The 22,443-nt window shown below is 37.8% G+C and carries 17 protein-coding genes; 6 read left to right on the top strand and 11 right to left on the bottom strand.

Translation table 11 applies throughout. The annotated features are described in order from the left end of the window. Positions 1-126: 126 nt before the first annotated feature. Complete coding sequence (locus tag AAEY57_RS15155; RefSeq protein WP_350608153.1) at positions 127-2,400, bottom strand: TonB-dependent receptor domain-containing protein; 2,274 nt, start codon at positions 2,398-2,400, stop codon at positions 127-129. Positions 2,401-2,690: 290 nt separating this feature from the next. On the opposite strand from AAEY57_RS15155, the gene AAEY57_RS15150 reads away from it, so the two are divergent. Next, positions 2,691-4,544 carry a PAS domain S-box protein gene (locus AAEY57_RS15150; protein ID WP_350608152.1) on the top strand — a complete coding sequence of 618 codons (1,854 nt, stop codon included), beginning with the start codon at positions 2,691-2,693 and terminating at the stop codon, positions 4,542-4,544. A 59-nt stretch (positions 4,545-4,603) separates the two neighbouring features. Here the strand turns inward: AAEY57_RS15150 and AAEY57_RS15145 are convergent, their stop codons facing one another. Continuing rightward, positions 4,604-5,647, bottom strand: a complete 1,044-nt coding sequence (locus AAEY57_RS15145) for an alkene reductase (RefSeq protein ID WP_036956161.1) — start codon at positions 5,645-5,647, stop codon at positions 4,604-4,606. A gap of 173 nt (positions 5,648-5,820) precedes the next feature. On the opposite strand from AAEY57_RS15145, the gene AAEY57_RS15140 reads away from it, so the two are divergent. The 5 genes from AAEY57_RS15140 (at position 5,821) to AAEY57_RS15120 (ending at position 11,981) form a co-directional block, all read left to right on the top strand. Then, a complete protein-coding gene (locus AAEY57_RS15140; RefSeq protein ID WP_013464648.1) occupies positions 5,821-6,399 on the top strand; it encodes a TetR/AcrR family transcriptional regulator in 579 nt (192 codons plus the stop codon). A gap of 64 nt (positions 6,400-6,463) precedes the next feature. Continuing rightward, on the top strand, positions 6,464-6,853 hold the full coding sequence (locus AAEY57_RS15135; protein WP_013464647.1) for a DUF2750 domain-containing protein: 390 nt from the start codon (positions 6,464-6,466) through the stop codon (positions 6,851-6,853). 229 nt (positions 6,854-7,082) lie between these two features. Continuing rightward, positions 7,083-8,195 carry a methyl-accepting chemotaxis protein gene (locus AAEY57_RS15130; RefSeq protein ID WP_013464646.1) on the top strand — a complete coding sequence of 371 codons (1,113 nt, stop codon included), beginning with the start codon at positions 7,083-7,085 and terminating at the stop codon, positions 8,193-8,195. A gap of 498 nt (positions 8,196-8,693) precedes the next feature. After that, a complete protein-coding gene (locus AAEY57_RS15125; RefSeq protein ID WP_076920785.1) occupies positions 8,694-9,569 on the top strand; it encodes a c-type cytochrome in 876 nt (291 codons plus the stop codon). A 240-nt stretch (positions 9,570-9,809) separates the two neighbouring features. Next, a complete protein-coding gene (locus AAEY57_RS15120; RefSeq protein ID WP_008468133.1) occupies positions 9,810-11,981 on the top strand; it encodes a M3 family metallopeptidase in 2,172 nt (723 codons plus the stop codon). 159 nt (positions 11,982-12,140) lie between these two features. Here AAEY57_RS15120 and AAEY57_RS15115 read toward each other — a convergent pair whose 3' ends face one another. The 9 genes from AAEY57_RS15115 to AAEY57_RS15075 all read right to left on the bottom strand — a co-directional run bounded on the left by AAEY57_RS15115 (position 12,141) and on the right by AAEY57_RS15075 (position 22,140). Then, on the bottom strand, positions 12,141-12,311 hold the full coding sequence (locus tag AAEY57_RS15115) for a hypothetical protein (RefSeq protein ID WP_350608151.1): 171 nt from the start codon (positions 12,309-12,311) through the stop codon (positions 12,141-12,143). A 63-nt stretch (positions 12,312-12,374) separates the two neighbouring features. Then, entirely contained in the window at positions 12,375-13,190 is an 816-nt protein-coding gene (locus AAEY57_RS15110; RefSeq protein WP_350608150.1) for a hypothetical protein, read from the bottom strand. A gap of 2 nt (positions 13,191-13,192) precedes the next feature. Continuing rightward, positions 13,193-13,669, bottom strand: a complete 477-nt coding sequence (locus tag AAEY57_RS15105) for a hypothetical protein (protein ID WP_262976572.1) — start codon at positions 13,667-13,669, stop codon at positions 13,193-13,195. After that, positions 13,670-14,320 (bottom strand): hypothetical protein, encoded by a 651-nt coding sequence (locus AAEY57_RS15100; RefSeq protein ID WP_262976573.1) that lies wholly within the window; start codon positions 14,318-14,320, stop codon positions 13,670-13,672. Positions 14,321-14,334: 14 nt separating this feature from the next. Further along, complete coding sequence (locus AAEY57_RS15095; protein ID WP_262976574.1) at positions 14,335-17,340, bottom strand: ATP-binding protein; 3,006 nt, start codon at positions 17,338-17,340, stop codon at positions 14,335-14,337. A gap of 1 nt (position 17,341) precedes the next feature. After that, positions 17,342-17,968 (bottom strand): hypothetical protein, encoded by a 627-nt coding sequence (locus AAEY57_RS15090; RefSeq protein WP_262976575.1) that lies wholly within the window; start codon positions 17,966-17,968, stop codon positions 17,342-17,344. 15 nt (positions 17,969-17,983) lie between these two features. Beyond that, entirely contained in the window at positions 17,984-20,773 is a 2,790-nt protein-coding gene (locus AAEY57_RS15085) for a hypothetical protein (protein WP_350608149.1), read from the bottom strand. A 172-nt stretch (positions 20,774-20,945) separates the two neighbouring features. Then, complete coding sequence (locus AAEY57_RS15080) at positions 20,946-21,638, bottom strand: amino acid adenylation (protein ID WP_350608148.1); 693 nt, start codon at positions 21,636-21,638, stop codon at positions 20,946-20,948. Between the two features lie 4 nt (positions 21,639-21,642). Continuing rightward, on the bottom strand, positions 21,643-22,140 hold the full coding sequence (locus AAEY57_RS15075; RefSeq protein ID WP_138562776.1) for an REP-associated tyrosine transposase: 498 nt from the start codon (positions 22,138-22,140) through the stop codon (positions 21,643-21,645). Positions 22,141-22,443: the final 303 nt, after the last annotated feature.

Below are 22,443 nucleotides of genomic sequence, written 5' to 3'. Positions count from 1 at the left end.
AAGAAAATAAGCCACACCTTAATTTAACTGACGTAGAGCTCAACGCACTAGTTATCGCTTAAGCAGATCTCAGGTTATATAGTAAAAAGCCCATCGATGATGGGCTTATATAAGGTTACATTAGGTTTAAAAAGTAGCCGTTAATGTAACTGCTGCTGTGCGTGGTGAGCCAATAAAGTAAGTACTCCCATTACCTGTGCCGCCCGCTAGGTAGCTTTCATCAGTAATGTTGTAAACCACAAAAGCAATATCAATTGCTTTGAAGGGGCCAGCATTAACTTCAGCTGCGTAGCCTGCATTTAAATCAACCACGGTATAGCTATCTACATCGCCACGCTCGCCAGTGTATTTAGCCGATAAACCAAAGCGGAAATCACCGCTGTAATAATCGGTTGAAAGCACAAATAAATCATCTACTGAATCAATTACTTTGCCTCCAGCTTCAAAGCCTGGCGCATCGCCTTTATATTCAGAGTTATTATTGGTGTATGAGCTATATACATTCCACTGTGGGCTCAACATATAACTTGCTGATAGCTCTAAACCTTTCGATTCAATACCGCCCACATTGAGGTACGAGCCGTTAGTACCTATGGTGTAATCAATACCACCCGTGTCGCTACCTGGCGCTATAAAGGTAATACGGTTATCAAATTCAATTGAGTAAGCCGTTGCCGTTAATTTAAGTGCGTTATTGTCATAACGCACCCCTAAATCAATATTTTCTGCGGTTTCTGGCTCAATAGCTGACAAGTCAGAGCTATCGCGCTCAAGCACACCATCTTTAATGGCGGCAAAGTTTTCGCTGTAGCTGGTAAATAACTCAGTGTTACTGTTTAACTGATATAAAATACCGCCACTAAATAGAAGGTCTGAATCACTGTTTACTTTAGCTGTGGTGGCGTTTTGATAATGGTCATACTTTTCTATGTCTACTAAGTACTTTTTAACCCCTAGGTTAAGAGTTAAGTCGTCAAATGACATTGAGTCTTGGGCGTACCATTTAAGGGTGTCGGTCTCAAAGGTGTTTTTATATTGCGTCCAATAAGGGGTGTTATCAAAGTGATGATAAATGCGCGCATCTATAACTTTATGCCAATCTCGTGACTCATCACGGTCGCTTTGCTCATACCAAAAACCGGCTTCAATATCGTGCATGCCAATGCTTGCTTGATAATTAGCAGTTACCCCTAAACGGTCTTTATTATAATGTGTATGACGATAAGACATAACTGGCGTTGCATCAGCATCGTAACATGCAGGATTAAGCTCAGGGCCTGACTCCCACGGCCAGTTTAAGCTAGCCGTACAACCTGCATTGGGAGCAAGTGGGTTACCATTACTATCTGTAAAGCCATAAGAGCCTGCGTTTGTGCCACCTTCTGTGGTTGGGTTACCATTTTCATCTACAGGGGACGTTAAATAAGGAGGGATCCAATCACCTCGGCCTGAGTTTTTATGATAATAAGGGCTAATGGTTAACAATGAGGTGGGTGAAATCGCGTATTCAAACTTTAAATACCCTAGAGTGTTTTCACGCAGCGTGCCCCAACCTTCTGCAAACATTTGGTCAAAGTGCGGAACGCCTGTCCAATTCCATGTTAGTTGATCCCAATCTGGAGTTTGTTCAAATTGTGCCAAGCTCACGCTATTATAATTCGTCTCGCTTACATCATCGTACGATAAACGCCCTGTAATAGTTAAATTATCAAGAGTGGTAACAAATTTCGCCTCAGCGTGTTGGTTATCTTTTCCGCCATTGCTGCCTGAGCCAATCCAGCGGCTGGTATCGGTTTGTGAGTAACTCACGTACGCTTGGGTATTATCGAAAATGGTGCCAGTTTCGTGCTTAACATAATAACGCGAAGCATCGTGACTGCCTGAGGTATAAGCAAAGGTGGTGCTTTTATCTAAACTCGGTGCTTTACTTACAAAATTAAAAGTACCGCCTAATGCCTCTAATGAGGCAGATTTAATATCTGAGGTACCTTGGCCAACTTCCACTGTCACCAAGTTTTCGCTATCGAGATAACGATTCGCTTTAGCCCCGCCACCATAATTAGAGCCACCATTAGGAATGCCGTCTATCGTCATACCTAATTGCTGTTGGTTAGAGTCAATACTAAAACCACGCATGGTAATGGTTGTTGACCAATCATCGCCGCCAAATGCGTCGCCTTCGTTTATGCTAATCCCTGGCAAGTTATCAATTACCGATAACACACTCGATACCGAGCTTTGTTGTTCTAGCATGGCAGGTTCAATAACGTTGTTTGCATAACTGGTTGGTTTTGCAGTAACAGTTACTTCTTCTATCACGTTATCGTTAGCATAAGCTGGAGTTGATACCGCCATGGCCACAGCCATGCTCAAAATCGATTTATTTTTTAAAGCGTACATTGTTGTCCCATTTGATTCTAATTATAAAAAGGTAATTATGAAAGCGGGCACAGTCTATTTTTTAAGTATGACAACGAGGGGCAATTTTATTGACAAACAGGTTAAACAAATATGAGTTAATTATGACGTAAAGTAATCAAATCAAGCACATCGTAATTAAGAGCAATCAGACTAAAACAGCACCCAAAAGCCAAGGGACTCTCTAAAGTCATAAAATTTTCTCACTCTTTCTAACTGCAATTGATCAAAATCTTATTTAACTTAGATATAAAGAGTTAAGAGCCCATAAAGTGATAACTTTTAGCCCAAAAACACGGTTTTATACAAAGTTAAAAAACCAATTTTGCAATCAGCTTTTTCTGGGCTATCTTTTTATTAACGCTTTACTTACAGGTAGCTGCACTATGTTTAATTTTTTCGCTAATAGCGCTGAGCAAGCATTAAAACAGTCTATTACGGCAATTGTTTCCATAGATGAAAAAAACAATATTGTCTTTTATAACAAAGCCGCGCAAAAATTATGGGGCTACACAGAAGATGAAGTACTCGGTCACAACATACGAAAACTAGTCCCTGACGAACATAAAACAAACCACGACGACTATGTAAATCATCATAGAGAAACCGGGCAAGACAAAATTGTTGGCAGCTACCGAGAAGTTGAGTTACAAACTAAATCGGGAAGTCGCATTTGGGTCGAATTAGCGCTTTCTCAGGTGAAAGTAAATAACAACAAACATTACACCGCTTTTATAAGAGATATATCAGCAGAGCGTGAAGCAAAAGAAATCAATGAGCAATCGTTAGAGCAAGCCCTTGATGCAGTTGTATGTATTGATGAAAATAATTGTATCACTTTGTATAACAAAGCCGCAGAAACACTGTGGGGTTACAGTAAACAAGAAGTAATGGGAAACAATGTAAAAATGCTAGTACCCCATGCAATACAACATAACCATGATGAGCTTGTAAATGCAAACCGAGACACAGGTGTCGATAAAATAGTTGGTACCAGTAGAGAAGTTGAAATTGAACGCAAAGATGGAACAACCGTGTGGGGGCGATTATCGCTATCGAAAATTAAATTAGCTAATCGCGTTATTTACACAGCTTTTATCAAAGATGTAACGCAAGAGGTAATAACTAGAGAAGAACAACGGATGTTGTCACTTGTTGCAAACGAAACAGACAACGCGGTAATAATCACCGATCCTAACGGCTATATTCAATATGTAAACAATGGATTTGAACGTTTAACAGGATACGCTTTAAGTGAAGTAAAAGGTAAGAAACCAGGCAGTTTTTTACAAGGCAAAGATTCTGACAAAAACATGATAGAAACGATACGCACACATCTTAAAAATCGAACTCCTTTTTATGGAGAAATATTAAACTATAAAAAATCGGGGAGTGCTTACTGGACCTCGCTATCTATCAACCCAGTAATAAGAGAAGGGAAATTAGAAAATTACATTGCAATTCAAGCTGATATATCTGAAGTAAAGCAAATGGCGCTTGATTTCACAAACAAACTAGAAACTATCGGCGAGTCTATAGCTATGTTGCAAGTGTCTCTTCATGGTGAAGTACTTGATTGTAACGAATTACTAAAAACGGCATTAAAACCCAATTTTTCTGTAGAAGAGTTTGCTAAAAATCTGATTTCTGATCTCAGCGTTGAAGAAAGAGCATTTTTAGACAAAAACAAACATATCTCAAAAACTTTTGAACTTGAAAAAAATAATCAATACAGTGCCTTTGATGCGAGAATATGTGCTCTTCGTGATGTTAATGGTCAAACCACTAGTTATATGTTTATAGGTTTAAACATAACGGAAAGAAAAAAAGCAGTTAATCAAACTCAAATATCAATGAAAGAATTATTAGATATAAGCCAAACCATCAGCAAAATAGTAGAAACAATTAATGGAATATCAGAGCAAACAAATTTACTTGCACTCAATGCTGCTATTGAAGCCGCAAGAGCAGGTGAAATGGGACGCGGTTTTGCCGTTGTTGCTGACGAGGTAAGAACTCTTGCAGGCAATTCAAAGGCATCTTCTGAAGAAATAAACGGCTACATAAAAGAAACGGTTACTAAAATTCAAGAGCTTGCAGAATTATCTAAAAAGATAGATTCATAAATCCGCTTTTAAGTAATAAGCCCACATTTGTGGGCTTATTAGTGAGAACTCTTTAAAACTTAAACTAACTCAGCAAGCATCTCATCACTATAAGGTGTCACTTCTTCACCATTTTTAATTTTGCTAATGTAATCTGGGTTAGCAATAAGTGGGCGACCAATGGCAATTAAATCAAATTTATTATCGTTGATCGCTTGTTTGGCAGTTTCAAAACTATAACTACCTACACCCACTAAGGTACTTGCATAACCAGCTCGTAAAAATTCAGAGGTTGATTTACCTTCTAGTGAATCAAAACGCATGCTGTCGTCAAAAATACCGCCATGTAAATAGGCTAGTTTGCGGTTTTCAAGCTCAGGTAATAAGTAGTCAAATACTGCTTTATCACGGTTATCTTCGCTCATATTAAAGTAGGCACCTGGTGTTAAACGCATAGCGGTACGCTCATTACCTACAACATCAATTATGGCATCGGTTACTTCGAGTGCAAAACGAGACATATTTTCTGGTGTTTGCCCATACTCGTCATCACGCTCATTGGCAGCATAATGTAAAAATTGGTCAATTAAATAGCCATTAGCACCATGAATTTCCACGCCGTCAAAACCTGCTTCCATCGCGTTTTCTGCCGCTTTAGCGTAGTCAGCCACTAAGCCTTTAATATCATCTTTAGTGGCAGCTTTTGGCGTAATATAAGTTAGCTCGCGCATACGCGGTACTGAACCTTCAACCCCTATCGCCGATGGCGCCAGAACATCACCACCAAAAAAGTGAGGGTGAGCAACACGGCCAACATGCCATAATTGCGCGAACATTTTACCGCCATTGGCATGCACGGCGTCAGTGACTTTTTTCCAACCTTGAACTTGTTCACTAGTGAAGATACCCGGTGTATTTGGGTAACCTTGTGCATCGGCACGAATAATAATTGCTTCACTAATAATTAATCCTACATCAGCACGACGAGCGTAGTAATCAACCATAGCTTGTGTAGGCACTAAATTGTCATCTGCCATACAACGAGTTAGTGGTGCCATTAGTACACGGTTTTGCAGTTCAATGCTGTTATTTAATTTAAAAGGTGAAAGTAAGTCTGTCGACATAATGTTTATCCTTTGTTGAATGTACATTCAAGATAAGGTCACTTGAATGAATATTCAAGTATAATTTTGAAACTTTGTTCAAGATTGCGTAAACTGCTTTACCTAAACGCTGCTTAAAGTAGGATTATTGCTGAAAGTTCGCTTTACCTACTCTGCCAACGAGAAGAGTCATTATGAGAACTGCAGAATTTGATACAGAGTTTGTACTGCGCCAAGCAATGGCGATGTTTATGCTTCATGGCTATGCAAAAACCAGTATGCAAAAACTGACTCAAGCAACCCATTTACATCCAGGCTCGTTATACGCGGCATTTGGAAGTAAAAAAGGCATTTTTTTAGCCGCTACTGAGCAATACCAAACCGATCGCAATACACAGTTTACGGCGCTGTTTGAGCACAGCAGTTGTATTTTAGATACGCTGAAACAATACCTTAATATCATTGTGCAAGAATGCGTTGACGGTGAAGCAACCAAAGTGTGCCTGCTCACAAAAAGCATTAGCGAGGTAGAGGGTAACGATCCACAAATTTGCCACGTATTGCGTACTAATTTAACTGCATATGAGCACGCTTTTGCGCAGCAGTTACAAAAAGCAATTGATAATAAAGAAATTACCAATGGCCGAAGTGCCATAGAGCTGGCACGATTTTGTGTTATGGGTATATATGGATTACGCACCTACGCATTAACAAACCAAGACCCCGACGCACTAAACCAACTAGCCAATGAGCTACTAGCAGCTATCAGCTAAACTAAATTTTAAAGCGCAGCAGCTCGCTGCTCTTTGTATACTCCACAGTGAGAGAGAGCCAAAAATGACCACCGATAATTTATCAAAGCAAGACGACGTAATTTTAGGCCTTGGCGCAAAAAAACGACTCGCATACATGTACGAAACCGTGCAGCAATTTAAGCAAGTGTGGATTTTAAACGATGACGACGGCTGCGTAATGCTCACTAACGAGGACGACGATTGCGTGCCGGTATGGCCAACACGAGAGTTCGCACAAGCCTGGGCAACCGGCGAATGGCAAGGCTGTACACCTAAAGCAATTCCAACAAACGATTGGTTTAGCCGCTGGACACCTGGCCTTGAAGAAGACGACTTACTGGTGGCCGTGTTCCCTACCGAAGAAGACGACGGCACAATTTTATTCCCTGATGAGTTTCAAGCCCAGTTGAGTAAATCAATTAGGAAGTACTAACTTCTAAAGCAGTGTTCACCTTAAACAAGCTTATTATAAGCATTAAAAGAAAAGTTTATTTACCAAAAGGTTATAAAGCATCTATTATAGTGTTGTAACTTACTTTTATAAAAATCGACCTGGGTGGACGTCAATTCCACCCCTGTAAAAAATCGAATAAAGTAATCAATGTTCAGGTAAATTTAATAAAAAATATACGTTTATTTTCTGTGTTTAAATTGGGGTCTACATGCTGTTCAATTCGAAATATAAAAACAAAATTAATGAGTTAAATAACGAGTTAATTCAATTAAAAAAAACCAATGAAAAGCTTGAAGCGCAATTGTTAGCAGCAAACAGCGAGCAATCACAACAAAACGACAATGAAATAGCAAATGATACAGCCTTTGTAAAACAGCGTGAATTAAACACATTATCATTACAGTCATCTGATTTAATTAGTGACATCAGAGAAAGCTTAGCCTCAACTTCACATAAACTAATTAATGATATTACGTCATTTAAGTCATCCCAAGAATTACTTGATACAATTTTAGATATGTTAGCAACGACTTCATCGTCAACACATAATATCTCAAGAGATACAAAATCAGCCACTAAATCCGTTAAAGAATTGCAGTCAGTAACAATCGGAATTAATGATTTTGTAAACATAATTAAAGGGATTTCTGATCAAACAAATTTACTTGCACTCAATGCGGCTATCGAGGCCGCTAGAGCCGGAGAGCAAGGACGAGGCTTTGCTGTTGTGGCAGATGAAGTAAGGACGCTCGCTCAGCGCTCTTCTGATGCATCTAACGAAATTTCTAATTTAATAGCTAAGGTCAATGAGCAAATGCAAAGCGTTGTAACTAACATTACTAACGTTAGCGAAGAAAGTGATGGCATTGCAAATAGCTCATCAGAAATTGATGCTACCGCTAAAAAAGTGGTTGAACTATCACAAAATATGTATAGCGTTATTGTTAATTCAAGTGCCGATGCATTTATTCAAACAGTAAAAATGGATCACATTGTATGGAAATACGATATTTATAAAGTCATTTTAGGCCAATCAAATAAGACTGCAGAAGACTTTTCTGATCATACCATGTGTCGTTTAGGTAAATGGTATTACCAAGGTGAAGGTGCATTAAAATATTCAAGCATTAACGACTTTAAAGCATTAGAGCAACCACATGAAGATGTCCATAAGAATGGCTTTGCTGCTTTAGAAGCATTCCAATTAGGCGATATCAATACTGCTGTAGAAAAAGTATCTCTTATGGAGCAAGCAAGTTTTAAAGTAGTGGACATACTTAGCGCTTTATCACACAAAATTATGGATTATAACTGTAAATAAAATAGTCAAAAAACACCTCACTTTGCATAGCGTTATGGTTCATAATCATTTGGCTATGCATACCAAACTTATATAAATTAATCACAAACTAATGACACCTCCACCTAAGCACTGCTGTTCAATAATCAAACTAACTAAATTATTAACCCTTTAAGTAATCGTTAACTATATTTTAATGATAGTGGGTCACGGTTTACCGATTCATCTTACCAATTTCACCGGTATTAAAAACACTTAGCCACATTACAGCAATAATGAGCACTGTCGTTTAAATACTCTTTTTTATTTAGGTTTTAATTAACCTGAACTCTGGTTAAGAGATTTACTAACATATTGAATCAAAATGATATTTATTTTTATTTTCTCAAGCTAGAGATTTTTAGTGAAAACAAGGCGAAATTACGCGTCAATAGCTAGCCTATTGCAAGTAAATTCAACGCAGTTAGCGCTGAAAATAGCTGCTTGAGATGGATTTATTATCCGGAGTTCAGGTTAATTATGTTTAAAGTTTATTTTAGTGTTGTATTCGCGACGTTATTTACTTTGCCCGTATGCTCACAAGAAGCACAATCACTTGTGCAAAAAGCGTTAAGTAATGCGCCCACAATTATAAACTTATCAGCAAATCACCCTAACACCCTAGTAACGCCCGCTATTAATGAGCTCGATGCCAGCCCTGAGTCGGATTTAATTCGTTATGGGCGCTTATTAATTATTGATACCTATAAACAACTTCCCAATAACGTAAATAATAAGCTCAATTGTAGCACTTGCCATCTTAATGAAGGGCATGTAGCCAAAGCCGCGCCTTATGTGGGCATGAATGTGGTATATCCAAAGTATCGTTCACGTAATGCAAAAATAAACACCATTGAAGACAGAATTAACGGCTGTTTTCAACGCTCAATGAACGGTCAGCCACTGCCTACTAATTCATTGCCTATGCAGGCTATTGTGAGCTACATGAACTTTTTGTCACAAAATATAAAAACCGAAGACGACCTGCAAGGCTACACGGGCTTTGTCGCTATTAATAAAGAGCTAATACCAAACGCCGATAACGGAAAAACCCTTTACGCAAAGCATTGTGCAAGCTGCCATCAAATGGATGCTCAAGGTTTATACCCCAATGATACTTACATGTTCCCTGCTGTTGCGGGCAGTCATTCGTTTAACGATGGCGCAGGCATGGCGCGTACGTATACTGCAGCCGCTTTTATAAAGGGCAATATGCCTCTGGGACAAGAAGGCATTCTAAGTGATCAACAAGCTGTCGATATTGCTTATTACTTTTCACATTTAGAGCGCCCTATTTTTGCCAATAAAGCGAATGACTGGCCAAAAGGCGGCGCACCAAAAGACGTACGTCGATAAATAACTAGTTAAATAAATTAAACATCACTGGCGTATTTAAGCCACTCAACGCCCCTCCTATTTACTGCTTTATATTTTACTTGCTCGTCAAAAAATGCACTATGGGGCATATAACTTAACAGCTCGTCGCAGTTAATTTAGACTTTATCGCAACCTAAGTGTAGTTACATTTAAGTCAACGTACTCTTACTTGATTAATGACAAGGTAACGACTGGTTACAATAATAAGAGAATGTAAATATGAAAACTTTACTCGCCACAGCAATCAGCTCGGCGTTATTACTTTCGGGCTGCTCTGAGCCAAATGTAAACGCTGACAACAAACAACAAACAACTGCGCAAAGTATTTCAGCGCAAGCACAACAAGCTACCAACCCATTATTAGAAAAAAGCACACTACAGTACGAAACCCCTGACTTTGCAGTCATCAAAGATGAGCATTTTTTACCTGCCTTTAATCAAGGTATGGCGCAGCAAATGGCGCAAGTACAAGACATTATTAATAATACAGCCCCTACGACTTTTGAAAACACCATAGTGGCACTTGAGCAAAGTGGCGAGTTATTAACACGTGCAAGCAGCATTTTTTACAACCTTGCAGGCTCTAGCTCAAACCCAGCGCGTCGTGAGCTTCAAAAAGAACTTGCACCAAAGCTTGCAGCGCACAGAGACAACATCTTTTTAAATGATGCGTTATTTAAAAAAGTAGCCACACTTTTTGAAAAAACAGACTCTTTAGCATTAACAGCGCAAGAAACACGACTATTAGACGTTTACTATAAACGTTTTGTGCGCTCAGGCGCTCAGCTTAATGATGAACAAAAGCAGCAAATACGTGATATTAACTCATCGCTATCAACCTTAACGACACAGTTTTCACAAAACTTACTTGCGCTAAGTAAAAGTAATGTTGTCATCGTAAAAGACCAAAAAGAGTTAGCTGGCTTATCGGCAGGTCAAATTGAACAATTTGCTAATGCAGCCACAGAAGCCGGCCACGAAGGGCAGTATTTAATTAAAATCACCAATACCACTCGCCAGCCTGTTTTAGCTTCATTACAAAACCGTGATTTGCGCGAGAAAGTGTGGCGTGCATCTTCAGAGCGCGCGCTAGATGGTGAATTTAGTAATCGTGACATTGTTGCGCAACTAGTTAAATTAAGAGCACAAAAAGCAAAGCTACTTGGCTACAACAGCTGGGCTGAATTTGGTTTAGAGTCGCAAATGGCTAAAAAACCACAAGCTGTATTTGATATGTTTGCTAGCATGGTGCCAAGGCTAACTCAAAATGTAGCGTTAGAAGCTGCCGATATTCAAGAAAAAATAAATGCATCTGCAGAGCAGTTCGAACTTAAACCATGGGATTGGTTATATTATGCCGAGCAAGTACGTCAAGATAAGTACAACCTTGATGAAAAAGCAGTAAAAGAATATTTTGAGTTTAACCGTGTATTAGAAGACGGTGTATTCTTTACCATGAATCGTTTGTATGGCATTACATTTAAGCCACGTAACGATCTACCTGTGTATCACCCAGATGTAAAAGCATATGAAGTATTTGACGCAAATGGTGAAAGCCTAGCTATCTTTTTTGCTGATTATTTTGCGCGTGAAGGTAAACGTGGCGGCGCATGGATGAGCTCGTTTGTTAAACAGTCTGGTTTGCATGGGCAAAAACCTGTTGTCGTGAATGTTATGAACATTCAAAAAGGCGCCAAAGGTGAGCCGACACTTATTAGCTACGATGAAACAACCACTATGTTCCATGAGCTTGGCCATGGCTTGCACGGTATGCTTTCAAAAGTAAAATACCCAACCTTATCTGGTACGTCAGTATCAAGAGACTTTGTTGAATTCCCGTCTACGTTTGAAGAAGATTGGGCAATGCACCCTGAGGTCATTGCAAACTATGCTAAACATTACCAAACAAGTGAGCCAATCCCTGATGAACTGCTTGAAAAAGTGATTAAATCGCGCAGCTTTAACCAAGGTTTTGATACATTAGAATATGTATCTGCTGCTTTATTAGATATGGAATGGCACTCATTACCAGCAGACGCACCACTGCAAGATATTGAAAAATTTGAGCAAGATGTTTTAACAAAACACGGCGTTAACGTGCCATTTGTGCCGCCGCGTTATAAGTCTGCATTCTTTTCTCATTCAATGGGGGGCGGTTACTCTGCAGGCTACTATGCCTACATGTGGAGTGAAATTTTAGCTGCTGATGCATTTGCTTATGTACAAGAGCAAGGTGGCTTAAAACGTGAACTAGGTGACAAATACCGTAAAGAAATTTTAGAAGTCGGTAACTCGCGTGACCTGATGGAATCGTTTAAAGCATTTCGTGGCCAAGAGCCAGACACATCAGCCTTACTTAAACGTCGTGGTTTAACAGCCACGGTTGAATAACAAGCAGCTATACAAAGGCTTGATAACATATCGTTATCAAGCTTTTTTACCCCCCAACACATACACCCCAACAATACACATTACCCACCCAACGTAGGTCGGTTAAGTGGCAAAGTCACGCCACCCGACATAACCACCACACACCCAAGCAATTGTTTTTTAACGGCATTTATAGCTGTTATCAATAATCTGCAATTGCCAGTTTAAATTATCGCCGTCACTAATTAGGGTATTTACCCCCGCTTGTATACCAGGTTCATGTGGCAAGCGAGGTAAATCAGCCTTTGAGTATTTATTAAGCGCGTTTGAGGCACGGAGTTGAAATTTCATAAACTAAACTTATTGTACTAAAACACATTAGATAACCACTTTTATAAGTATATAATTTGACTGCTAAAGTATTACTATAGATTGCTTAACTACTTTTCCAGTTTGGTTATTTACACAGCCTCTGAATAATAATACTTGTATCGGCCCACTCATATTTTGGCTACTGTGATGTTTTACAAATTTTTGATTATCAAACACATCCCCCACTTTAACTTGTTGTAGATCAAACATTGGAAAGGCTAACTTGAAACGAGAAAACAATAACTCAAATAAACAAACTAATTTTTTATCGTCTTGATTACTGCTGTTATTTATTTCAGCTTTAATATAGTCCCATAGATTAAATATAAATTTCTCTTGAGTCCCGCAAACAACTAAACCTTTTGGTGTCGTATCCTTGAAAATACTTTTAATTGATACTTTAGTTTGAGATGAGAGCTCCTCATAAATCTCTTTAATCCTAAGGTCTTCCTCAAAGTTATCTCTGTAGAATGTAATTTTTCTCTTCAGCTCTTCATATGAACTTAAAGTTTCTGCCAGTGTTTTTTCATTTTTTTCGACATCACTCAGGACTACAGATAAATTTTTCTCAAGACCTGATTTTTCAACATTTAAAGACTGAATTAGATTTTCACTTTCCACTAAAGCGGATTCTTTTAGTCCCAGCATAGATCTAAGCTTTGCATTTTCTTCTTTCAATGTATCCTTTTCAGCCTGTAGAGCATGGCACTCATTTTGGCTTGATTCTTCATCCTTGTTAGCCGACAAAGTAGTTACGTTTTTCTCTGAATGTTCGAATGCTATTTCACATACTTTACTTCTAATATCCTCATCTTCTAGGAGAACTAAGATTTCTGTTTTTAAACTGTTCTTATCCATAACTAACCTTCTTTTTTTAGCTCATTAGTCTTTTTACGGTAATGAGCTTGTAAACCTTTTGAGCTATATACTATCGAAGTGTTTGGAGCTTCGCTGGCACTATCATCTAAAAGTACAGCAAGCGCTTCTGGCTTATCATTTACGGCAGTTTTTTGTATTTCAAATGAGTTTGGGTAAAGTTTAACTAATGTGGAACTAACATCTATATATGACAATAGCCTATTTAATTCACTTTTTTCAGTCGCGAAATCGTCAGCAATAAAAATGCTAGGATCAACATCAAATACTTCGTCATCAGAAACAATAATAAAAGCTAAACGCTCATTCTCAATGTACTCAACTTTACGTTTGAATTGCTCCCAAAAGTCAGTACTATCAATCCATAATTCACCTGAAAACCGAATATCCTCTAACTCACCTTCAATAACTCTGCACGTTCTAATTTTGCAATTTTTATTTTCAACGTAAAAGTCTGTCATTTAATTACTTAGTCCCATTACTTTATTTTCAATTTCTTCTATCGATAACTCTGGTTCTAACTTTTTATATGCCTGAACTAAAGCGCTGCTGTGTTTTGTTGTTTCATCAAGAGTAAGCTCATCATTTAAATAAAGATCATAATCTTCTAGTTTTAAATCATTCTCTTTGTAAGTTTTAATAGTGCTAATTATCTCTTCTGTTTCAAGCTCTTGAGAAGCTACTGTAGCCATAAACTCAGGCGTTACCACTGTATCTAGCTTTTCGTTAATTCCCTTTAAGGTAATTGAAGCTCCTATAGAAGAGCGGGCTAAAAGCTCTTTTTCATCCAATCTGTCAAATCTATCCTTATCAAAGGTAACATTATTGTTTAGGTGGTTTATGTATTCATTGATCGAGTCAAAATCTTCTGGTTTTTTTTCACTTAAAATAGCCTTTTCGCCGAGCTCTTCGAGATTATCTTCTGGTCGAATAATACCTAATGAAACACCTACACCTCTTATTGCATCTGTCACTTTAGCCGCAAGAGAAACACCCAAACTAGCAATACGGGTTGCTGATTCTACAAGTCTATTACCAATACTTGAGGCTGCACTACTTATAAAATTACAAGCACTGCTAACAACGCTACAAATACTACTCCAAAGTCCCATAAAATTTTCCTTAGTTAAACATTTATACTCTTGTTGGTTGATAGGGCATTTTTCTGCTCCAAAGTAAATGCTATATCAGGGTTTAGCTTGACCTCAGATAAGTAATGGCCTAAACAATTACTTCTGAAATCAAGCTCTCTTTTATTTTCTTTTGACTCAGCAAGAGGTTTATAGCAAGAGGCAAGAATATATTGGTGCATAAACTCAACGCCATAACTTTGTATGTAGTTATGTAGCGCTTTATTTGACTTTCGTTTCTTTAATGTTTCAACCCAAGCTAATAGCGGATTGCCCTGAAGAATATCCTCAATAACATCACCTGAAGGAGGGCTTTCAAGTAGTTCTAAACCTTTTATCAAACCTGACTTATAATTATCTGCGTAATATTGAAGTGCTATTTTTCGAATATTATCAGGGTCGACATCAGTTTCTTCTGTTGTGCTAACAAACTCTTTTACTTGTACTTGCAAAGGTTTAGTTGTGCCCGAGCTCGATAAAATCACGCGTCCTGGTTCAAGATTAGATAAAAAGCCTTTTTGCTCATCAGTTAACGCCATAGTGTTCCCAACCGCTTCTTTATCATCTTGTGCAAAAAGTTTATGTATAATTTTTGTATTCGTGTTTTTTAAAACTTCTGGCGTTAGCTTATTTGGAATTTGATCAACAATGATCAACGACTCTCCATACTTACGCACTTCTGCCAACATATCAGAGAAGGTTTCAACCCCTTGTTTTTTATTCGAGCTATCGCCTACCTCAAATTTAGATAATAACCTATGCGCTTCTTCAATTAGTGTAATGTGCCTAAACTTTTCACCACGTTTACGATACTCTTCGTAATTAGCACGTATAGCTTCATTTAGATTAGCTAAAACAAACCCCATTATTAAAGACTTTTCACTTGGGTTGCGTATCTCTTCAAGTTCTAAAATTACATTGCGTTTGGCTAAATCTTTAAAGTTTATAGACCGCGGTGTATTTAACATTTGGCCTTTTGAGCCTATCAATAACCCTTGCAAGCGTGCTTTTATTGACCCTACATAATCCTGTTTTAACCTATCATCAAAACCTTGATCGTTTACAACAACCTCTGTCATATCAATCAATTCAGCAAGTGTAGGAAACGCATACACCCCAGGCGCAAATGGGTTTTCGTAATAGCTATTTTTAGAGTTAGCAATATTCCAACCTTTAGCTTCGTAGCACCGATAAATAGCTGCTTCTATTAACTGTGGTATTGCAGCCTCCATGTCAAATGCCGACTCTATACTCGCCTTTATCATATCGACTCTAGAGGTAATATTTTCATGCGGGAAAAATTCAAAAGGGTTGAGTCTGAAAGGAGCAACATTATCGTTACCCAAGGTAAAGATTAAAATGCTGTTATCTTTTTTTGTTAATACCCGGTATTCTGTTTTAGCTGGCTCAATAACTAAAAATGGCATTTGAGCTGAGTGTAATAATCGATGGCAAGTCGTCGTTTTACCACTGCCTGTAACACCAGCAATAAACGTATGTTTGTCTAAGTCACGTTTATCTATACTCACCTCTGTTCTTTGCTTTAAACCACTTTTAACTAAGTTACCCAAAAAGAGTTTGTTTTCAACACTGGCCTGTTGCGTCATATTCAAGCCAAATTCAACTTCTTCTTTTAAAGTTAATCCCACGACTTCTTTTTGAGGTAGACCAGCAACAACACTTAATTCATTAGTAGACAACCAATTACATAAATATCGATTAAAAGGATTTTTAGAAAGCAACAGATTTAATTGATGGATATTGTTATCACTTTTCGCAGCATCAGCACTTACTGCTTGCAAAGCAGGCAATTGAAAGTTCTTTAATGTAGAAATCTCATTTTTGACCGTCAATTTTTTAAGTTGTAAAGGTGACTTGTTCGCCTCTTCACCCGAAAAAATTGATTTTGCAGTATTTCCTAGCTTTAAAACACTGGCCTCAGAGTTAGATAATAAGTAAATATTAGACAGGTAAAGCCCTTTGTTTTTTCCTATTTGAATACGCTTTAATAATACCTCATCAATATAATTTACCCAGTCTTGTAATGTTTTATCAGAAAACTCTCGAGATTCACTCGATGAACTACCTGTCTGCTCCGATGTATTTGTTCCTCGGTTACTCCCTGTAGCCGTTGACTCTGAAGTGCCTTTCGTTGTACTTTCACTACCACTAATATGAAGGTTATGATCAGTTTCAGCGTAGCTCTTGGATGTTTGTTTGTTACTTCCTGAGTCAGTTGTCCCTTTTGTCGTACTAACCGATTTGCCTGTATTCGTTGTTATAGATTTTCCGTCATTTTCACTCGTTGTTTTAGTGGTACTAGAACCTTCAGAGGCTCCTTCTGTCTTAGCCTTATTTGTTCCGTCTTGAATGCTTTTTTTAGATAAAGGCAATAATTTGTCATATATTTCATGTAATTGCCCTTCAAGTTCGTTTACCTCAGCCAATGAAAGAGGATCAGCCAAAACAGCTAAGCAAAACTTATCGCCACTCATTATATCAACCAAACGGTCAACACCTTGAAACTGTTCGTTATCTTCATGAACGCTTGGCACACCTTCAAGCTTAGAGACTTTAGAAAAAGCATCAACGTCGCTTTTAACTTGCTTTCGCTCATATTTATCAAGCTTTTTGACTATGCTTCCTCTAAAGTTTCCCTCTAAAGACGGTTTTAAAATACTTTCGCCTATATCGTCAACATCAAGCAATAAATCTCCCTTATAGCGCTTATCTTTTGCAATACCAAATAAAAACTTAACGCTTTCCCCATCACCAATGAGTAAATAAAGAAAGAGAATACCTTCAATATTTAACGAATTTAACACATTCTCAAACGCCTCTTTTCGGGGGAGTTCTTCATCAAAGGTTACTTCTTTAATGTGGTAAAGTGAAAATTCATGCTCAGCTAATAAAAATGGCTCTTCTATAGCTGGTACTTGCACTTTTCCATCTACACTATTTGCTTTTAAAAGCTCAACTAGCGATTTTTTTATCCTTGCCATTTTAAAAGTCCTTCATTACAGCTTGTTCTGCTTCTTGTTGAGTCATTGTTGGTTCAGCATTTTTATAAGCGCTAACCAAGCAATCACTATGGCATTTAGTTTCAGTCAATGATAACTGCCCGTCACTGTAAGCTTCTATTTGCTCTATATTTAAGCCACTGTCTGAATACGCTTTAATAATCTCGAAAACCACTTTCGAGCCTACACCTATCTCTGCTACTTTATTTAAAAATGGTAAAGAAATGTTGGTACTCAATTCCGTGTTCAAACCTTGCAGTAAAATGGCACTCCCTATCGCCTGACGAGCTAAAACACTTGTTGGTTCATCAGATAGAGTTACTTCTGTTACATCATTTCGTAAATACTCGATATAATCATTAATTTCATTAAAGTCTTCAGGTGTTTTATCAGCAGCGATAGCTTTAGCGCCCAGCTCATTAACGCTTTCATTCGGTTTAAGAACGTTCGATGCAATGCTCAACTGCTCAATGGCTTGAATCACTTTAGGTAAGTTTTCACCTACTGTTTTTAATAACATAGGTGCGGTTCTAGCTATCATTGGCCCTAGAGTTGAAGCTAATTTACTAACCGCTGTTATTATTGTAGGGATAAGTGTGGGTGCTAACATAATCTTCCTTAAATATTATAGTTCTATGCTTTGAGGTTCATTTAAATAAATGTTATTTTTAATACCCTGCTCATCTGCTATCACGTACTCAATCTGAGTAGGTGATATAATTTTTATGTAGACCATTGCTTCATCATCAGTTAAATCAAGTTTAATACTCTTCTTTTTAATACTGTCATCTGAGGCAAGTACCTTACCAGTACTTGATGTAGGTTGTTCTGAGTAATAAAGTTCAAATTTTTGATACCCCGCATCAATAAACTCTACCCATTCATTAAACTTATTTTCGCGATCAACAATAGGTTTAAATTTGCCCTTCCTATTTTCTCCTAAATAATATTTAAAACGAATATCCTCACCACTAACATTACGATCAATAACTTTAATATTGCCGCCTTCTCGTGATTCAATTAAGCCAAAGGCAACGCCAGTTTTGCCCGTAGGCTTTTCTATATTCGTTTTATCTGCACCAAGTGGTGCAAATAATTTAAAATGACTTTGCCCCTCAGATCCAATTTCTTCATCTTGCAGCGCAATATGCTTTTCAAATAACGCTGTCACATAGCTTGATTGACTTGAATTACCAGCCAAAAATATATTTACATTTTCTATGCCACTAAGCTGCGCTTCACTGTGGCTAAATGCCAAACGCAAAGCATCAAAAAAGTTTTCTACACCACGTTCAATGCGATCTGAAAGCAATTGCCTTAACTCTTCTTCATCAACAACTAAGTTAAAAGCTGAATGCTGAATACCACGACTATCGGTTAGTGTAATACTTAAAGAGTCTGATGAATCAATACTAAAATCGTCATGTTCCTCCCAAAATGGACGTAACGCAATACACAGCTTCTTTGTATTGTTTTTGGCTTCTTGGGAATAACTTAATAACTGCTCACTACCTGCAAACGCATCTTTTTCAGGGTGCTTTTCAAATTGAATACCGGCTTCTAAAAGTGCAACTTTATTTTTCTTAAATACTTCAAACGCCAAAAGCTCAAGTAAATTTTCACCGCCTAAAAATTTGTCTCCACCTGCGCCAAAATGTTCTATAACATAGTCAAAACGACGCTCTTTGGCACCTTGCGCTTCTCTAAAAATACCAAAGTCAAAGTCAGTGGTGCCACCACCAAAATCAAATACACCATAAAAAATATGTTCATCTTCTACAGGGTCAAAATTATGAGCTTTAAATGCTGTTAGTGCGTAGGCAGCCGGTTCGCTAGCCCCTTTTGTTACTGTTAAGTGCTCAATAGCATCAGCGCCTAGCTCACTCGGGAGGGATTTTTTAATGCCTCTTTCAAAGCTTTCGATTATTTTATCGCGCACTGGCATTTCGTAAGTCACAGGAAATGAAAGAATGTAATCCATAAAAATGCCATTATTTAAGTTATTAATATATAAACCTAAAAAGTAGGCATAAATTTCAATGGGGTTAAAGTCATCCTCTGTGAGTTCTAAAAACGGAGGTAAGTCAATCACTTTACCTTGTTGACCAACTACTTTTAGTTTTCTGTTTTTATCGCCTGCCCACTGTTTTATTTCATCTAAAAATGTATTGAATTTACTAGAATCCGTTCCTTCCAATGCATTTTTTGCTGTATGTGAAATTGTTAAATCTTGCCAGCGTGTATAAGGTTTATTTGCTTTTGCACTATAAGCACTAATAAAGGTGTTAAGGTCTCTAAATTCCATAATGGTTGGGTTTTCGTAATGATGAGCTTGTATATCTTTGCTTAAATCGCCTGTTCCAATACGCATTGGATGTATATTCACATTATCTTTTTGATACACCACAACAGTACTTTTTGTGCCAAAGTCGATTGCCACCACGCCATCGACAATACTCGACTTTGGATCTCGTGCAACCATCGGAGTTGGTAAGTCAATAACTTGCTCAGCATCACTCTCTAGCTCCTCGGTCCATAAAGACCAATGACCAAGCTCAGTATCTTCGAGTATTTTTTCTTGATAAGGGGCAATATCAGCGCGAATAAAGTCATCTAAAAGCAATGTGTTAGATTTTTTTTGCTGTATAAGTTGTTCTAAAACCTTTGTTTTATTTTTAAACTGTTCAACCGCTGCTTTATTGCTGTAATTTAATGCAACAGTTAAAGCTTTATACAATTCATTATCTTTGAGTTTAGGTGGAATAAAGCCGCTGTATATAGCATTAATAAACACCCCTTTATCGCCTTTCTTAGCTACATCACTCTGAGGTAAATACGGTAAACACATACCGAATACAATATCTTCCAGTCGATTACTATCACACATAAACCCAGAGATTAAGTCATTATTTTTGTAAATGTTCCAATTACTAAACGCAACGGTTTTGTATGAGTTAAGTGTGAAAGGTGCACTAGATAAATTAGTTAAATACTTTAAAGTTGATAAGTCTGGCACATCCCATTCATTAAACGCATCTTCAAGCTCTGAGTTTATAATTTCAACAACATCTGCACAAAGCTCCCCAGAAGTAAAGCTATTATTTTTATTGAAGTTATTTATTTTATCTTCGCAAAGCATCCAAAAGCCTTTGGCATTTTTATCATGGTAAATATCACCTTCAAAGCTTATCCAGCGGGCAGCCTTAAATTCACTCTCAACAATCGAAAAACATGAATTTAAAGCTTTCAACAATGGCTTGTCTTTATTATCGGCTTGACCATTAATAAATGCAGCGATTTCTGCTTGTATTGTTTCATCTAGGTTCGCCACCATATTGTCAAATGACCCATCTAACCCTCTTTGCTGTGCTTCTTTTTTCGACAATGTCCATTGAGAAATTATTTTTGTATCCATTGTTATTCCTATCTTTTTATGTAAAAATTTTATTTTTTATTAATTTTTTAAAATCGTTTAGAGTGATTTAAATCAGGTATGCTTTTAGATGCCACATTCAACTAATTCATTAATCATAACCTCATTCCACACGACACTAGATTTCACAAGCTTGTGATAACTTAGTTTGGGTTTAGTCTTTTTTGTAATCACTAAAATTAATAACATTACTGGTATCAACTATTTCGTTTGATGAGCCATCATCCAACTGACGTGCAGCGATAAGCGATTGGCAATAATGTAATAAACGCTCTATGGGTATAAACTTCTCTTTGCGGCGAGTTGCTTTATTAGTAATACGTTTAGGTTGGGTGTTTAAGTGAATAGCTAACTCAATGGCAAGCCCTTTAGGTAAATCATAAAGTCCCTCTTCTTGTAGTGTTTGAGTAACCCAAAGTGCAGCGTCGCTAATATGCCCACTTATACTCAAATCGGTATTTTTAATCCAGTGTGGAGTAAACTCTATTTTAGATAGTTCACTCAACAGCACCGCTATGTCGCTGCGTGGTATTAGCTGATACACCTCAAGCGTTTCAGCCATCATTAGCTGCCATTCATACTCTAAGCGCTGAGTTAATTCTTCTTGCGATAGCTTTAAACTAACCGGTATAAAAAATGTAAAACGGCTATTCGCTTCACAAACAATGATTGTTTTTTCACGAGATTTATAGCTGTTATCAATTATCTGTAATTGCCAGTTAAAATTATCGCTGTCACTGATCAGGGTATTTACCCCAGCTTGTTTACCAGGTTCATGTGGCAAGCGAGGTAAATCAGCTTTTAGGTATTTATTGAGTGCGTTTGAAGCGCTTAGACAAAGCAACATTTTATTATTCCCCACACCAATTACGGCTATAGATCCCTGTTGCAACCGCTTTGTGAAAACTTGAATAAGGCCAGTCACTCACTCTTTTTACTAAACCATGTTTAAGTGGATTGAAGTGCACATAATTTACATGATGCCAATAATCTTGCTCATCACGAATGGTATGCTCCCAAAAGCGACGTTGCCATATGCCTCGTTCATTTTTATTCATGCGTGCCTCAGATAGGTATTCTCTTTTAGGTAACCCTTTAGAAAAGCGCTTTTTTATTTCACGCCATCGGCCAGAGTAGTCAAAATCCTCTTCGGGTAATGTTAGCACCGCATGAAGATGATCGGGTAACACAACCCACGCATCAATATGGAAAGGTTTATGTCGTTTAACCCAACGTACCGACTCACGTAGTAAATCAATGTGATCAACCAATAATGATTTATTTCGCTCAAGCAAATTAACTGTGAAAAAATACGTCCCTCCAGCTTGATAGTTTCGACGATACCTCATAAAACCTCCATGTAAAAAATGTAGGTTGGTTAAGTGACGAAGTCACGCCACCCAACAAACCAACATCACCCCAAGCCGTATTACATTTATAATGCACAACCAATAATGTCGGATGACGCCTTCGGCTTATCCAACCTACATGATTGGTTTAAATACGTAGGTTGGTTAAGTGATGGAGTCACGACACCCAACAAAGCAACATCACCCCAAGCCGTATTACATTTACAATGCACAACCAATAATGTCGGATGACGCCTTCGGCTTATCCAACCTACATGATTGGTTTAAATACGTAGGTTGGTT

The organism is Pseudoalteromonas sp. MER144-MNA-CIBAN-0113, from assembly GCF_040308965.1.
In the GTDB taxonomy this organism is placed as follows: Bacteria; Pseudomonadota; Gammaproteobacteria; order Enterobacterales; family Alteromonadaceae; genus Pseudoalteromonas; species Pseudoalteromonas tetraodonis.
Note: the sequence above shows the minus strand (reverse complement) of the source record. Positions and strands in the feature narration are given on the sequence as shown.